This window comes from Phyllobacterium sp. YR531, assembly GCF_000282595.1.
In the GTDB taxonomy this organism is placed as follows: domain Bacteria; phylum Pseudomonadota; class Alphaproteobacteria; order Rhizobiales; family Rhizobiaceae; genus Phyllobacterium.
Genome location: NZ_AKIZ01000040.1, coordinates 18464 through 34783, shown reverse-complemented (window position 1 = coordinate 34783; position 16320 = coordinate 18464). Strand labels below are relative to the sequence as shown.

Annotated in this window: 14 protein-coding genes; 7 read left to right on the top strand and 7 right to left on the bottom strand. The window is 53.1% G+C overall.

Annotated elements, in window-relative coordinates; genetic code table 11:
• Positions 1-41: 41 nt before the first annotated feature.
• Entirely contained in the window at positions 42-2471 is a 2430-nt protein-coding gene (locus PMI41_RS23350) for a ComEC/Rec2 family competence protein (RefSeq protein ID WP_008129033.1), read from the top strand.
• A 43-nt stretch (positions 2472-2514) separates the two neighbouring features.
• Here PMI41_RS23350 and lexA read toward each other — a convergent pair whose 3' ends face one another.
• Positions 2515-3231 (bottom strand): transcriptional repressor LexA, encoded by a 717-nt coding sequence (gene lexA / locus PMI41_RS23345; RefSeq protein WP_008129030.1) that lies wholly within the window; start codon positions 3229-3231, stop codon positions 2515-2517.
• A gap of 140 nt (positions 3232-3371) precedes the next feature.
• Complete coding sequence (locus PMI41_RS23340; RefSeq protein WP_008129028.1) at positions 3372-4394, bottom strand: substrate-binding domain-containing protein; 1023 nt, start codon at positions 4392-4394, stop codon at positions 3372-3374.
• Between the two features lie 278 nt (positions 4395-4672).
• On the opposite strand from PMI41_RS23340, the gene PMI41_RS23335 reads away from it, so the two are divergent.
• The 6 genes from PMI41_RS23335 to PMI41_RS23310 all read left to right on the top strand — a co-directional run bounded on the left by PMI41_RS23335 (position 4673) and on the right by PMI41_RS23310 (position 10816).
• Entirely contained in the window at positions 4673-5935 is a 1263-nt protein-coding gene (locus PMI41_RS23335; protein ID WP_008129027.1) for an ABC transporter substrate-binding protein, read from the top strand.
• A 109-nt stretch (positions 5936-6044) separates the two neighbouring features.
• A complete protein-coding gene (locus PMI41_RS23330) occupies positions 6045-6992 on the top strand; it encodes a sugar ABC transporter permease (protein ID WP_008129026.1) in 948 nt (315 codons plus the stop codon).
• Positions 6992-7819 carry a carbohydrate ABC transporter permease gene (locus tag PMI41_RS23325; protein ID WP_008129025.1) on the top strand — a complete coding sequence of 276 codons (828 nt, stop codon included), beginning with the start codon at positions 6992-6994 and terminating at the stop codon, positions 7817-7819. Before PMI41_RS23330 ends, PMI41_RS23325 begins: the two co-directional genes overlap by 1 nt.
• A gap of 27 nt (positions 7820-7846) precedes the next feature.
• Positions 7847-8854 (top strand): ABC transporter ATP-binding protein, encoded by a 1008-nt coding sequence (locus tag PMI41_RS23320; protein WP_008129023.1) that lies wholly within the window; start codon positions 7847-7849, stop codon positions 8852-8854.
• A gap of 33 nt (positions 8855-8887) precedes the next feature.
• Complete coding sequence (locus PMI41_RS23315; RefSeq protein WP_008129021.1) at positions 8888-9670, top strand: trehalose utilization protein ThuA; 783 nt, start codon at positions 8888-8890, stop codon at positions 9668-9670.
• 87 nt (positions 9671-9757) lie between these two features.
• Positions 9758-10816 carry a Gfo/Idh/MocA family oxidoreductase gene (locus PMI41_RS23310; RefSeq protein ID WP_008129020.1) on the top strand — a complete coding sequence of 353 codons (1059 nt, stop codon included), beginning with the start codon at positions 9758-9760 and terminating at the stop codon, positions 10814-10816.
• On the opposite strand, the gene glp is transcribed toward PMI41_RS23310, so the two are convergent.
• From glp to PMI41_RS23285, 5 genes are read right to left on the bottom strand one after another with little or no spacing between them, the layout of a single operon-like run.
• A complete protein-coding gene (glp, locus tag PMI41_RS23305) occupies positions 10808-12016 on the bottom strand; it encodes a gephyrin-like molybdotransferase Glp (RefSeq protein ID WP_008129018.1) in 1209 nt (402 codons plus the stop codon). The genes PMI41_RS23310 and glp overlap by 9 nt on opposite strands.
• Complete coding sequence (gene moaC / locus PMI41_RS23300) at positions 12017-12517, bottom strand: cyclic pyranopterin monophosphate synthase MoaC (protein WP_008129017.1); 501 nt, start codon at positions 12515-12517, stop codon at positions 12017-12019. It abuts the gene before it with no gap.
• On the bottom strand, positions 12514-13329 hold the full coding sequence (trpC, locus tag PMI41_RS23295; RefSeq protein ID WP_008129016.1) for an indole-3-glycerol phosphate synthase TrpC: 816 nt from the start codon (positions 13327-13329) through the stop codon (positions 12514-12516). Before trpC ends, moaC begins: the two co-directional genes overlap by 4 nt.
• Before the next feature lie 2 nt (positions 13330-13331).
• Positions 13332-14351 (bottom strand): anthranilate phosphoribosyltransferase, encoded by a 1020-nt coding sequence (gene trpD, locus PMI41_RS23290; RefSeq protein WP_008129014.1) that lies wholly within the window; start codon positions 14349-14351, stop codon positions 13332-13334.
• A gap of 13 nt (positions 14352-14364) precedes the next feature.
• Positions 14365-16254 carry a SurA N-terminal domain-containing protein gene (locus PMI41_RS23285; RefSeq protein WP_008129012.1) on the bottom strand — a complete coding sequence of 630 codons (1890 nt, stop codon included), beginning with the start codon at positions 16252-16254 and terminating at the stop codon, positions 14365-14367.
• Positions 16255-16320: the final 66 nt, after the last annotated feature.

Sequence of the window (16320 nt, the reverse complement as noted above, 5' to 3'; positions counted from 1 at the left end):
GCGGTGCTGTCGTGCAAGGGCATAGGCAGAAATGGGGATCAATGATAGAGCCGTCAACCGACGAGAAAACGAGAGAAACGCACTTCTGGGTTCATCCGGAAAATGCAGGCCAGAAGCTTGTCAAAACGTCTACGGCAGGTTCAATCGACTTTAGCCGTAGTGGGGTCAGCAATAGGCTGGCTTTCTTCAAGCAAGTTGTCGAATTGAGAGTTCTGGCTGGCTTGAAAGCAGTGCCGGTGGCATTTGATAATGAACTGGCGCGGGGTACAAAATTTCTTTTCCTCCCGGTATTTGCAGGGGCTGGCGCTGTAACCTATTTCAACGCCGCCGCCGAACCGCGTCTCAGCCCGATTGTCCTTGGAATTACAGCGATCGCAGGCTGTTACCTGCTGGCGCAGAACAGAACCGCAATAAGGTTCGTTTTGCTGTTTCTGATTGCATTCGCCATAGGCCTGCTTTGCGCAAAGCTTGAAACGATAAGGGCTGCAACACCAATGCTGGGCTCTGAAGTGACGACCCGGGTGACGGGACGCATTTCGGCCCTTTCCAGAGATGCAAAAGGAGGATGGCGTGTTGTGCTTGACGTTATCGCCACAGAGCGTCCCTCTCTGCGTTTTGGACCGGACCGGATCGCAGTTTCCGCGCGCCACCTGCCGCGGAACCTCAGCATAGGGGATGGCTTGAAAGCACTGGTGCATTTACGCCCGCAATCGGGACCGGTTCGCCCGGGCAATTACGATTTTGCATTCTATAATTACTATCGCGGTATTGGTGCTAATGGATTTTTTCTCGGTATGCCCGAAAAGGTGAATGTGGAGCCAAAATCGGGAATATTGGCCGCCGGTTTTCTGGTGGTCAGTAATGTTCGCCAGCAACTGACACAGCGCATTTTGCAAAACATCAAGGGCGAGCCCGGTGATATTGCAACGTCACTGGTGACAGGGCAGCGCGATGGAATAAGTGACGAGACCAACAATGCCATGCGTATGAGCGGCCTGTCGCATATTCTGTCGATATCCGGACTTCATATGGCCCTTGTGGCTGCGATTATTATCGGGACACTACGAACCATATTTGCGCTCTTTCCGGGCGTGTGCGCGCGCTATCCGGTCAAAAAGCTGGCGGCGGTTGCCGCGCTGTGTGGTTCCGCCTTCTATCTTACGCTTTCTGGTGCGGACGTTGCTGCACAGCGCAGTTTTGTCATGCTTGCGGTCATGTTGCTGGCAATGGCAGTGGACCGGGCGGCGATATCAATGCGCAATCTTGCCATTGCAGCCTGTATCACCATTGCTGTTTCGCCCCATGAAGTGCTGGGGCCGGGATTCCAGATGTCGTATTCTGCCACGGCGGCGCTCATCGCCTTTTATGGGTGGTGGTCCCATCGACGAACGAAAAGTGGCCTGCGCAATCGGCCCGGATTGTGGTTTCTTCCATCGAAAGCGGCGGGATATATAGGCGGTATTGCCATGACCTCGTTGGTTGCAGGCAGTGTCAGCTCGATCTTTGCCGCCTATCACTTCAACAATACAGCGCCTTTTGGTCTCATTGGCAATGCGATCGCATTGCCGGTCGTTTCGATTGTTGTAATGCCATTCGCAGTTTTCGGCCTGCTTGCAATGCCATTTGATCTCGAATGGTTACCCTTTACGGTCATGGGCTGGGGCATTGAAATGGTTATAGTCATAGCGAAAGCGGTGACATCGCATTCTCCAAGTGGAAATTTTGGCTCAGTGTCCGGGGTTTCGCTTGCTTTCATGACGGTAGCGCTTGTGCTGCTCCTGTTCCTTTCAACCCGGCTGCGCTTGCTGGCATTGCCGTTTATTGTCGCTGCAGTGGTTATGACAGGTCACATCTCTGAGCCAGTAATAATGATTTCCGAAGACGGAAAGCTTGTTGCCATACGTACCGAGGACGATCAGCTGGCCATTAACCGCCAAGCTGGAAGTGTGTTCAATCTGAATAACTGGCAGCAGGGGTACGCGGCAACGCAGATCGTCAAACCTGCGGGAAGAGGCGATATTTCGAGTGGCTCGCAATTTGAATGTATCGACGGGTTTTGTACCGCCCGCGAACCCGGCGGACTGGTTGTCGCCTATGCGGATGATGCAAAACGAATGGCAGATGCGTGCGACGAAGGCGATATTGTCATTCTGGCTTTTGCTGCGGAGGTGCTTGGTTGCGCGAATGAAACAGCAATCGTTCTTTCCAAACGTGATCTGGCACTTAAAGGTGCAGCAGAAATCAGGTTTGACAGCTCCAAGCTTCATTCTCCCAAAGCTGATCCCCCACTCTCAGGAATTGCCTTGGCGACAGATGCACTCTCAAAACGACTGGCTTCGGTCGAGATCAGGCATGCCATTGGCGTACCAAACCGACCGTGGAACGCATACCGCATATACTCACGCAATGCGCGCAACCTTGACGAACGTCGGCGAGGTAAAAAAGACCCACAGGCGACCGAACCAATGTAATTCGGCTTTGGTGTTCTCAGGCGTCTTGCGCGCTTATGGCTTTCTAGTAACGACGGATCAGGCCTACCAGCTTACCCTGTACCTGAACGCGATCCGGCCCGAAAATCCGGGTTTCATATGCTGGATTTGCCGCCTCAAGAGCAATTGACGCGCCTTTGCGCCGGAAGCGCTTCAAAGTGGCTTCTTCATCATCCACCAGTGCAACCACTATTTCACCGGGACTTGCCGTATCGCCGCGCTTGATAACGACTGTATCGCCATCAAAAATGCCCGCTTCGATCATGGAGTCGCCTTTGACTTCCAAAGCATAGTGCTCGCCATTACCGATCATATCCGGCGGGAGGTTGAGCATATGGGTCTGGTTCTGGATCGCCGCAATCGGCACACCGGCGGCGATGCGTCCCATAACGGGAATGCTGATCATATTGGCAGCGACAATATCTGCGGCGCTAGGCTGCGGGCGAGGCGGCGCAACATTGCGGCCGAGACTACCCTCAATAACACTTGGAGAGAACTTGCGCTGGCTGTTCAGACCGGGCGCTATCGAATCCGGCAGGCGGAGCACTTCCAGCGCGCGCGCCCTGTTTGCGAGGCGGCGAATGAACCCCCGCTCTTCCAGAGCGGTAATCAGGCGATGGATACCGGATTTGGATGCCAGATCCAATGCATCTTTCATCTCGTCGAATGAGGGAGGGATACCCGTTTCTTTCAACCGTTCATGGATGAAAAGAAGAAGTTCATGTTGTTTGCGCGTGAGCATAGGGCGATCCTTACGTGGAATCGGAAAAACAAAACCAGAACAAACACTATATGTTCCAGTTGTGTTCCACAAGGATTAATATCTGGTATAAACCAGCTACTTAAGGCGCAAGACTTTTGAATTAAGACGAAAGAAGCGGGTTAACGACTCACTGGAGGGCCGCTCGACTGCCTTACAATGAGTTCAACAGGCCATAACTCGTGAATTTTATGGAGTGGCTCGCCATCGAGAACCCGAACCAGTATTTCTGCAATCCGGGTGGCGGCAGAGCGCATGGATGAGCGCGTGGTTGTCATCGAGGGAACCATGTTGCTCGCATTGAGATAGGGAAAGACGTCATCATGCGTGATGAGGGAAATCTGCTTGCCCAGCTGATATCCATTGTTGCGCACTGCACGGGCAACGCCGAGAGCAGTCATCATCGACCCCGCAATGATTGCCGTTGGTTGCGGTGTGCAAGCCAGCAGGCGTTGGGTTTCGCGAAAGCCGATCTCATCAGAAAAGTAGTCGTGCACTATAAAACGCGGATCGATCTCAATACCGCGCTCGCCCAATGCCTGCCGATACCCCAATTCGCGATGCTCGGAAAATGTGAAGCCGCGCAATCCGTCAATCATTGCGATATGCCGGTGTCCCAGATCGATCAGATGGCTTGCCGCTTGGTAGAAGGCGCCCTGATTGTCTATGTCCAGCCAGGCATGGGGTTTCTCAATGTTTGTGCGGCCATGCAGAACAAAAGGAAAGTTGGCGTCAAGCAGCATGGAAACGCGCTCGTCGACCAAAACCGGGCCAGAGACGATGATCGCGTCTACACGTTTGCTGGAGATGAGGCGCTTATAGACTGAAATTTCATCATTATCGACAATCGGGCTTAGCAGGAAATCGATCTCATCCCGGGCGAGGCGCTCTGCAAGGCCTGCGAGAAATTCTGCAGTATGCGGCCCGAAACGCTGACTGGAATCTGCCGGAATAACCAGGCCGATGGCACCCACACGGCCCATGGCGAGACGCCGTGCATTCGCATTCGCGCTGTAGCCAAATTTCAGCGCAGCCTTGTTTACGCGCTCACGTGTTGCCTCGTTGACTTCGGGATAACCGTTCAAGGCGCGGCTAACCGTCGTTTGCGAAAGGCTGAGTTTTTCAGCGAGTTCCTTCAGTTTCATGCTGGATGGTCCAACTTGTCTTCCGATCAGTACGTCAACGTTATTCTGCTTAATACAACCATACTTCAAAGCGCTTTAAATGAAATGCACAATTTTAATTGTCTTATTAATGGCGTTCATAAACTATTTATTGACAATCGATTTACGTTTTGACACTTTTCATCCAAAGCGCTTTGGATTGGTTAATTTGAACCCCGTTGCGCTTGAGGAGGGGTTTATCGATTGGGATTGCGTGCCGTCCGGCAGGGGTGATCCATCAAATATTTCTGGGAGGATTTATGAAAAAGAGTTCAATTCTTGCAGGTGCACTTTGTGCGACTCTGTTGTCTTCTGGTGCCTATGCGGCAAATCTTTCAATTGTTTACAGCTCGACGGGTAATGAGACTGCTGAACTGCGCAAGCAGCTTGACCGGTTTGAGAAGGAGACCGGAAATAAAGTTTCGATTGTTGCAATGCCGTCCAGCAGTTCAGACAATTTCGGGCAGTACCGTCTATGGCTGGCGGCCGGAAACACTGACATCGATGTCTACAAGACCGATGTGGTTTGGGCGCCTCAGCTGTCAGAGCAATTCCTTGATCTGACAGAAGCAGCAAAGGGCGTGATTGACCAGCATTTCCCATCGATCATTGAAAGCCAGACGGTTGATGGCAAATTGGTTGCCCTGCCTTTGTACACGGACGCCCCGGCGCTCTATTATCGCAAGGACCTTTTGGAGAAATACAAGAAACCAGTTCCCAAGACCTGGGATGAAATGGCTGCGACCGCCAAGGAAATACAGGATGCGGAGCGCCAAGCGGGAAACAAGGGAATATATGGATTTGTATTTCAGGGAAATGCCTATGAGGGCCTGACCTGCAACGCGCTTGAATGGGTAAAATCATCAGGTGGCGGCCAGATTATTGAGGCCGATGGGACGATTTCCATCAACAATCCGGAAGCCATTGCAGCGATTGACCGCGCCAAGGGTTGGATAAATACCATTTCACCCAAGGGTGCGCTTGCCTATCAGGAAGAAGAATCGCGTGGTGTTTGGCAGACGGGCAATTCTGTATTCATGAGAAACTGGCCCTATGCCTATTCCTTGAGCCAAGGTGCAGACAGCGCCATCAAGGGCAAGTTCGACGTTGCACCGCTACCCGTCGGCAAGGAAGGCGAGAAATCCGCCGCAACGCTTGGCGGCTGGAATCTCGCGGTTTCTAAATACTCGAAATCGCCGGAAGAGGCTGTGAAGCTGGCCTTGTTCCTGACAGCGATAGAGCAGCAAAAGGAGATGGCGGTAAACATTTCCCATCTCCCAACGATCAAGTCGCTCTATGATGACAAGGATATCGCCGCAGCTCAGCCACTGATCCCGCTTTGGAAACCTGTTTTCGAAACAGCTGTGCCAAGGCCATCCGCTCCGACGAAAGTCAAATATAACGAAGTGTCATCCATGTTCTGGAGCGCCGTTCACGACACATTGTCGGGCAACGGTACTGCAGCTGAAAATATCGAGATACTTGAAGCCAAGATCGCTGAGCTTCAGGGAGGTAGCTGGTAGGTTTCTGCCAGCTTAAGGGCACGGTGCAAGTGATTGGAAGCCTCCTGACAATTACTTGCACCGATTGCCTGAGTTCAAATCCCCGTTTCTCCAGGGCAGGAATTCAAACATGACCTCAACAGTATTGCGATCAGATTTGTTGCGCCAGCGGACACGCTCGGCCCAGCTTTTTCTCATACCGATGATCATTGCCCTGGCCATTGTTGCCGGGTGGCCGTTGATCCGGACCATCTATTTCTCTTTTACCGACGCTTCGCTGACCAATATGGGCGCGGCCAAATGGGTGGGGTTCAAGAATTACCTTTCATGGGTACAGCTGAAAAGCGGCCGGACCATTTACTCCGGCCTGCTGGTTGACCCCGCTTGGTGGAATGCCGTCTGGAATACAGTGCGCTTTGCCGTCATTTCCGTGGCGCTTGAGGCCTTTTTCGGAATGATCATTGCGCTGGTGCTTAACGCTGAATTCAAGGGCAGGGGCATTGTTCGTGCTGCAATCCTTATTCCTTGGGCAATACCGACCATCGTTTCAGCCCGCATGTGGGGCTGGATGCTCAATGATCAGTTCGGCATTTTGAATGACCTGTTCATGCGGCTTGGCTTTATCGATAATCCGATAGCGTGGACCGCAAGTTCTGACACTGCGATGATCGCAGTTTTGATCGTGGATGTGTGGAAGACAACGCCGTTCATGGCCCTGCTGATCCTTGCCGGCCTGCAAATGGTGCCAAGTGACGTTTACGAGGCTGCCAAGATTGACGGCGTTCATCCGGTAAAACAGTTTTTCCGCATTACGCTGCCGCTTGTCAGGCCCGCCCTGATGGTTGCGGTTATCTTCCGCCTGCTTGATGCCATGCGAATTTTCGACCTGATTTATGTTCTGACACCCAACAGTGCGCAGACAAAAACCATGTCAGTACTGGCGCGCGAAAATCTCATTGAATTCGACAAGTTTGCCTATGGGTCGGCGCAATCAACGCTGTTGTTCGTCGTGATCGCCTTCATGACCATTCTGGCTATCTGGATTGGCCGCGTTCGGCTGGATGGGGGAGACCGCTGATGCCTGTAGCTATCAAAAACACAGCATTCTATGGACTAGTTGCTCTCATCGTCCTGTTCGCCGTGTTTCCGTTCTATTACGCGATCATCACGAGCCTCAAAACAGGCAGCGCGCTCTTTACGATAGAATATTGGCCGACATCTTTCTCGCTGGCCAATTATGTGAGTGTCATAGAAACGGGGAGCTTTCCCCGCAATCTCCTCAATTCGCTTGTCGTATCCGGGTTGGTGGTTGCGTTGTCACTGCTCATGGCGGTTACAGCCGCTTTCGCGTTGGCGCGAGTGCGATTTCGCGGGCGCTCGCTATTACTCTTGACCATTCTTTCGGTCTCGATGTTTCCGCAAATTGCGGTGCTGGCCGGTTTGTTCGAAGTGATCCGCTTCCTCGGGCTATATAATACGCTCTGGGGGCTGATCTTCTCCTATACGATCTTCACTCTGCCTTTTACTGTCTGGGTGCTGACGACATTCATGCGGGACCTGCCGATTGAAATTGAGGAGGCAGCCATCGTTGACGGTGCAACGCCATGGGTGATTATCACCAAGGTTTTCCTGCCATTGATGTGGCCGGCACTGGTAACAACAGGGCTTCTGGCATTCATCGCCGCATGGAACGAGTTCCTGTTTGCGCTGACGTTTACCTCGTCCACAGAAACCCGCACAGTGCCTGTCATCATCGCACTTTTGTCCGGCAACAGCGCTCACGAAATTCCGTGGGGTCTGATCATGGCTGCATCCGTCATTGTTACGGTGCCGCTGGTGGTCCTGGTGCTCATTTTCCAACGTAAGATCATTTCCGGTCTCACCGCCGGCGGCGTCAAAGGCTAGAGCCTCGCGCTCAGGGGAGTTTCAAAAATGACAGTTATTCGCTTGAACAATGTCCGCAAATCCTTCGGTACCTATGATGTGATCAAGGGTGTGGATCTGGAAATCAATCCTTGTGAGTTCATGGTGTTCGTGGGGCCGTCAGGCTGCGGAAAATCCACACTCCTACGGCTGATAGCCGGACTGGAAGATATAACTTCCGGCACACTGGCCTTTGACGACAAGGTTGTGAACAGTCTTACCCCGTCACAACGCGGTATTGCGATGGTGTTCCAATCCTATGCGCTTTATCCGCACATGACCGTTTACGACAATATGGCTTTCGGTCTGAAGCTGGCAAAAGGCGGGGCTGACGAGATCAAGCGCAGGGTAAATGAGGCGGCGGAAATGCTGCAGATTACCGGCTATCTGGACAGGTTGCCAAAGCAGCTCTCCGGCGGGCAAAGACAGCGTGTGGCCATTGGCCGTGCCATTGTGCGCGATCCGAAGGTATTCCTCTTCGATGAGCCGCTTTCAAACCTCGATGCCGCATTGAGGGTGCAAACACGTCTTGAAATCGCCAAGCTCCACGCGAAAATGCACGAGACAACAATGATCTATGTGACGCACGATCAAGTCGAAGCCATGACCTTGGCCGACCGCATCTGTGTCCTTCGTGACGGCAATGTCGAGCAGGTCGGCACGCCGATGGAACTGTACGAGAAACCGCAATCCACCTTTGTTGCCGGATTTATAGGATCTCCGAAGATGAATTTCCTGACGGAAAAATTTGCCGATGCCTATAGGGCGCATACGCTTGGTGTACGCCCGGAACACCTTGAAATTCGCGATAAAGCAGGAACCTGGAATGGGAAGCTTATCCTTTCCGAGAATCTGGGTTCGGAAAGCTATCTCTATATCGATATTGGCGCGAAAGACCCACTCGTTGTCCGTCAGGACGGGTCGGCGCGCCAGCAGCCGGGCGATCTACTGCATGTTTCGCCCATTAATGACAATGTCCACCGCTTCGACCAAACGGGTCATCCGGCCCAAGCATGAAGCAAACACACAGCATAAAGTAAGGAAATGACCATGCCTATTCGTACGCTCGTCTGGGGTGAGAACGTTCACGAGCATATCAACAAGACCGTTGCCGAAATCTATCCCGAAGGCATGCACAACCAGATTGCCAAGCTGATCGGCAAGGACAGCAATATTACCGTGAAAACCACGACGCTGCAGGAACCGGAACACGGGCTGACCGACAAGGCGTTGGAAGAAACCGACGTTCTGGTGTGGTGGGGGCACCGTGCCCACGGCGATGTTGCTGATGAGATCGTTAAACGCGTGGCCAAACGCGTTTGGGAAGGTATGGGGTTGATTGTTCTCCATTCCGGGCACTTTTCAAAGATTTTCAAGCGTTTGATGGGTTCGCCATGCGCGCTGAACTGGCGTGAGGCGGGAGAGCGTGAACGGCTTTGGGTAGTCAACCCCGGACATCCGATTGCCAAGGGATTGCCTGCCTATTTTGAGCTTGAGAATGAAGAAATGTACGGTGAGCCGTTTTCGGTTCCAGAGCCGCTGGAAACGGTTTTCGTATCATGGTTCCAGGGCGGCGAAGTGTTCCGATCTGGACTGACATACCGCAAGGGCGCGGGCAACGTTTTCTATTTCCGCCCGGGTCATGAAACCTATCCAACCTACCATGACGAGACGGTGGGGCTGGTACTGCGCAACGCGGTAAACTGGGCATATAATTCAAACCGCTTCCCACACATTACAGAAGCTCCCAATGTGCCAGTTGAGAAGGCGTTGGAGCCTATTGAAGCGCGTGGTGGCAGCTTGCATGAGGCGGGCGAAGAAGGTTTCCGCTAAAGCCCAGTCTAGAATACTGAACGATTATATTGATATCGCGGCGCTGGCACTCAAGGGAGTGCAGCGCGCGTTTAAAGGACCGCAAGAATGCGCTTACTGATCCTCGGAACCGGCAGCATGGCCAACGCTCATGCAAAAAACTTCTCTGAAATTGAGGGTGTGACACTGGCAGGCGCGGTCGACGTGAATATTAGCAGCGTCGAGGCCTTCCGGGAAAAGTACGGGATCGAACGTGCTTTCACTTCACTGGATGATGCGCTCGCATGGGGTGATTTCGATTCCGTTGCCAATATCACCCCGGACAGCATCCACTACGCGACAACCATGCAATGTCTGAAAGCCGGCAAGCACGTATTTTGCGAGAAACCGCTTGCGGTCAATCATCATGATGCAATGGAAATGGCTGACACTGCCGAGGCAGCACATCTGGTTGGCATGGTCAACCTTACATACCGAAATGTCGCGCAGTTGCAGGCCGCGCGCAAACTGGTGACTGGTGGTCAGATCGGCAAGGTCAAGCACATTGAAGCCTCGTATCTGCAAAGCTGGCTCGTAGCAAAAATGTGGGGCGAATGGCGCACTGAAAGCCGCTGGCTTTGGCGCTTGTCGAAGAAACATGGCTCGAACGGCACGCTTGGCGACGTTGGCGTGCACATACTGGATTTTGTGGTCTATGCGACCGATACGGAAATCGACGAGATTTTTTGCCGGTTGAAAGCCTTTGACAAGGCGGACGGCAACAAGATCGGCGAATATGACCTTGATGCCAATGACAGCTTCACCATGACTGTCAGCTTCACCAATGGTGCGCTTGGCGTAGTCCACTCCAGCCGCTGGGCTACAGGGCATGTGAACGAGTTACGACTGCGCGTGTATGGCGACAAAGGCTCGCTTGAAATTCAACATCGCCACGACGGGTCAAAACTCATGGTTTGTCTGGGCGATGATGTGGAAACAGCGACGTGGAAAGAGCTTGAAGTCGAGCCTGTTTCCACAAACTATCAGCGTTTTGTTGAAGCGGTTGCACAGGGCAGAACGCTTGAACCATCATTCCGGCATGCAGCCAAGCTGCAGAAGGCAATCGACCTTGCGACGATAACGGAAAGCGATCGTAAAGAGCACCAACTTGAAGCAAATCTAGCGTAGCATCATGACCTTGCAGATCGTCCCCGCCTTGATGGCGGGGGCGTGAGGCTCGCGAATGATAAGGCACTCGGCGTCGCTGAGAAATTTGAGCATCGACGAATCCTGTATCGGATATGGCGTGGCTACAAGTGTACCGTCCGAGTTCCGTTCAAGCGTCGCGCGAACATAATCCTGGCGCTGGTCGTTGATGCCCATATCATGGCTTAAAATCGCCGCGCGCAAATCCGGATAATGTGTCAGGCCGAGCATTGCCCGAATGAGAGGAACCAGAAAAATATGCGCGCATATCAGGCTGGAAACGGGATTGCCCGGCAAGCCAAGAATGTTCATATTTTTCAGATGGCCGAACATTAGCGGTTTGCCGGGGCGCAGGGCAATCTTCCAGAAGGCCAGCTGCATGCCCTTGGCCACCAGTGCGGGTTGCACCAGATCATGGTCGCCAACTGAAGCGCCACCAAGTGTAACCAGAATATCGGCCTTGGCGCTGACAGCGTGGTCAAACGCGTCACTCAAGGCTTCCAGCCTGTCTTCTACAATGCCCAGATCAATTGGAAGTCCACCAGCCAGCCGAACGATTTCCATCAGACCAAAGCTGTTGGAAGCGATGATCTGGTCAGGGCGAAGTTCTTCACCGGGATTTACAAGTTCATCGCCCGTGGCAAGTATCGCCACCCGAGGCTGCCGATAGACCGGAACCTGCGGATAATTGGCCGCTGCCGCAAGCGCGAGCGCCGATGGGTCGAGCACCCGTCCAGCCTTGAGCAGTAAGTCACCCTGATTGAAGTCCAGCCCGGCTTTGCGAATGTTCTTCCCGAGGTCGAGGTTCTCGTTGATTTTGATTTCAGAACCACTCGCAACGGTATTTTCCTGAATTACGACACTATCCGCTCCGGCGGGAACTGGCGCTCCTGTGAAAATACGAACTGTCTCGCCAGTACCTACGGAACCTGAAAAGGCATGGCCAGCGGCAGACTGGCCGATCAATTTCAAGGTAACAGGTGCTTCAGCAATATCCGCTGCACGAACGGCATAGCCATCCATGGCCGAGGCGGCAAATGGCGGCTGTTGACGCTTTGCATATAAGTCTTCAGCGAGAACGCGTCCTCCGGACTTGCTCAGTGATACTGTTTCAACATCTGCTTTTACGGCGGCACCAAGAATACGGGAGAGGGCCTCGGCGACAGGAAGGAGTCCGCTCATTTAATGACCGCCAGCAGCTATATTGGCGGTCCAGTCGCCAGATTTTCCGCCGGTTTTTTGCAAAAGCCGGATGTTCTGGATGGTCATGGCTTTATCCACTGCCTTCGCCATATCGTAAATCGTCAGGCAGGCCACCGAAACTGCGGTGAGTGCTTCCATTTCAACACCGGTCTTGCCGGTCAGCTTGACAGTTGCCGTAACGTGCAGCCCTGGCAAAGTTTTGTCGGCTTCAACGTCAATGGATATCTTGCTCAGAAGCAGAGGATGGCAAAGCGGAATGAGTTCGTGAGTTTTCTTTGCCGCCATAATACCGGCAATGCGGGCGGTGCCGATAACATCACCTTTCGCAGCATTGCCGGTTTGGATAAGTTCCAGCGTCTCGGGCAGCATCGTAACGAACCCTTCGGCTGTGGCCATACGCACGGTTTCGGTTTTATCGCCAACATCAACCATGTTGGCAGCACCTGTCGCATCGAGATGGGACAGCTTCGCCGATGTCATGCGGCATCCGTTTGTGAGGCGTTGCCAAAAAGCAGGGATTTTGTCGCCGCCGTCACATCGGCCTGCCGCATCAGGCTTTCGCCGACAAGGAATGAGCCGATATTTGATTTCGCCAGACGCTGGCAATCATCATGGGTGAAAACGCCGCTTTCACTGACAAGGAACTTCGATTCCGGCACCATTTCAGCCAATCTTTCCGAGACAGCCAAATCGACTTCGAATGTACGCAAATTACGATTGTTGATGCCAAGAAGAGGCGATGCGAGCTTCAATGCACGTTCCATCTCGGCTTCATCATGCACTTCTACGAGCACATCCATTCCAAGTGAAAAGGCTGCTTCTTCTAGCGCCTTCGCCAGGTCATCGCTTACACTTGCCATGATGATCAGGATGCAGTCAGCCCCCCAGCTGCGGGCTTCGTAGACCTGATAGGTGTCGAAAAGGAAGTCTTTACGCAGGGCAGGGAGTTTAACAGCGTCACGAGCCGCTTTCAGAAACTCCGGTGCACCCTGAAAGGATGGGCCGTCAGTGAGAACGGAAAGGCAGGCAGCGCCACCAAGCTCGTAGGCTTTTGCCAATGCTGGTGGATCAAAGTCTGCCCGGATCAACCCTTTTGACGGACTGGCCTTCTTGATCTCGGCAATCAGCGCAAATTCACGCTTTGCACGTTTTGTTTTCAACGCATCGAGAAAGCCGCGCGGGGCATCCTGCTCGAGGATGTGCGCCTTAAGATCATCCAGAGAGACGGCTGCTTTTGCAGCAGCAATTTCCTCGCGCTTATACGCCTCGATCTTGCGAAGAATATCTACCATGCTCAGGCTATCCCGCTATTTGAAACTTGAACCAGCTTCTTTAGCACATTTCGCGCCGCACCGCTGTCGATAGAATGTGCGGCCATCTCAATGCCTGCTTTCAGGTCGCTTGCTGCGCCGGCTATAACGAGCCCTGCACCGGCGTTGAACAAGGTGATATCACGATAAGCACCGTGTGCACCGTCCAGCACGGAGAGCAGTGAGACCGCATTTTCATCAGCAGTCCCGCCTTTCAGATCCTGTGGATCAACGCGAGCCAATCCGAAGTTCTCCGGCTCAATCTCGAAAGTGCGGATCGCGCCATTCTCCAATGCTGCAACCTTGGTTACGCCCGCGGTGGTGATTTCATCAAGGCCGTCACCATGAACGACCCAAACGGACTCAGAGCCCAAATTCTTCAGCACATGGGCGATTGGCTCTACCCATTCCGGCGCAAAAACGCCGACCAGCTGGCGTTTTACACCGGCAGGATTGGTCAGTGGACCTAGCAGGTTGAAAATGGTGCGTGTCCCAAGTTCAACGCGCGCGGGCCCCACATGTTTCATCGCCGGATGATGCATCGGGGCGAACATGAAACCGATACCGGCTTGCTCAATGCAGGCAGCGATCAGGTCCGGTCCTATCTCAATATTGATGCCAAGAGCCGCCAATGTATCTGCGGCACCTGAGCGGGAAGAAAGCGCGCGATTGCCGTGTTTGGCAACGGGAACACGAGCTCCCGCTGCAACAAAGGCAGCACAGGTCGAGACATTGTAAGACCCCGATTGATCGCCGCCAGTGCCAACAATATCAATCGCGTTAACCGAAGTCCTGACTTTGAGCATCTTCGAGCGCATGGCAGCGACAGCGCCGGTAATTTCATCGATATTCTCGCCGCGTACACGCAGCGCCATAAGCAATGCGCCAATTTGTGCGGGCGTTGCCTGCCCGGACATCATGATGTCAAAGGCTTCAACGGCCTCATCTTGCGAAAGTGCCTTGCCTGAAGCGGCAATACCAATGAAACGCTTTAGCTCAGCCATTATTCACTCATTTTTACCGGGAAAGCGCCTGATTGATAACGGTCTGGTTGACAGTTACCGGATAGACGGTCTGCAACTGCACGACCAACTGATCGAGAAGATCATCGGCAAGACGCGAGCCGAATGCGTCCTTTTCTGCAGTGGTCAGTGAATCCGGACCCACATTTGCAGGCTCGACCGCCTCGGTAACCTTGAAGATGAGCTTTGAACCATCATTGGCCGATTCAGTCATGCCCACAATACCCTGTGGCCCATCGAAAACCGAATCTACACCACCCTGACCAAGATCGGCATCTTTGCTTTCACGGGTAATGCCGCGTTTGGTTTCCTTGGTGAATTTAAATTCATTTGCGATTGCATCCAGCGAAGTACCGTCAGCAACCCGCTTACGGACTTCTTCGGCCTTTGCATTCAGCTGCTTTTCCAGCTCCGCAGTCTTCCAGTTCTCGATGACTTTGGCCTTTACCTCATCCAGCGGGCGTTGACGTGCTGGAGTGACACTATCGACATCATACCAAAGATAAGCATTCGTACCGAGGCTGAACGCCTCGTTGTCGAAGCCGACGTCTGCCTGGAAGATTGCTGCCATCTGATTTTCATCAAAGGGAAGATTGGCAACGTCCTTTTCATCAGGTGCACGACCATTCTGGTCAACGGCATCAATGGTGACAACCTTCAGATTTTGCTTTGCAGCCGCTTCAGCCATGGATTCGCCGTCGGCGCGAGCATTTTCGTAAGCGTCATGAACGTCAGCAACGGCGTTCGCTGCTTGAGCAAGAGCAATATTCTCACGAATTTCTTTTTCTACCTCAGGCAATTGCTTGATTACTTCCGGCGTCACGGCAGTCACGCGGACGATAACCGGACCGAACGTGCCCTTGAGAACGTCGCTTGTGCTGTTTGCCTGAAGGGCGGAAATTGGTTCAGCAATTGACTGATCGGGCAGGCCAGTTTTAGGGAACGTCCCAAGATGGACATCCTGCATCGTCTTGCCCTCGGCCTTTACCAGATCTTCAAAGCTTGTGCCGGATTTGAGCTTTTCCAAACCAGCCTTTGCTGCAGCTTCGTCAGCAAATGACAATTGTTCAATCGTACGCGTCTCCGGCGTGGAGTAACGGTCGATGTTCTTGTCGTACTCGGCTTTGATTTCTTCCGGCGTTACGGTCGCTGCATTTGCGATATCCGCAGCTTCGAGTTTTACGTAGCTGATCTTACGATATTGCGGCGCGCCATAGACGTCCTTGTTTGCTTCAAAATAGGTTTTCAAGTCTGCATCGCTGGGGTCGGTAACACTTGCTACAAAGTTCTTTGGCATAGCCACGTACTCGATGGTGCGCGATTCGCCTTTGAAGATCGCAATGGCTTTGATCAGTGTTTCCGGAGCTTTTATTCCATCAGCAACAGCCTCGACGATCTGCTGGCGGCGTGCCACTTGTGCGCGATTGTCGAGATAATTTTGCGGTGTCATCCCAGCGTTACGTAGAACGGCATCAAATTGCACATTGCTGAACCGGCCATTTGCGCCCTGAAATGCCGGGTCTTCCGCAGCAAGTTGTGCAAGCCGATCTTTGGAAAGGCCGAGGGACATGGTGCGTGCCTGCTCATCCAGCACGACGCCGGCGACCAATTGACCCTGCACCTGATTGTTGATGCCGATAGCGTCAGCCTGTTCGCGGGTGAGGCGCTGGCCAAAACGCTGGGACAGTGATGCGAGCTGGCGATCATAGGCCAGGCGGTAATCCACCGGAGAAACCTCCGAATGCCCTGCCTTGATGGCGGCATTACCATTGATTGCGCCGAGAACAGTGCTCGAAACGCCCCAGCCCACGAAGCTGAGACCGAGAAGGCCGAGGAGCAACTTGGCTACCCACGTCTGGGCAACATTGCGGAGAGAGTCGAGCATATTAAAGTCACCGTATCAAAAGAACGCAGTTGAATCCTAGCGGGAATAGCGTGATGCAAAGCTTGT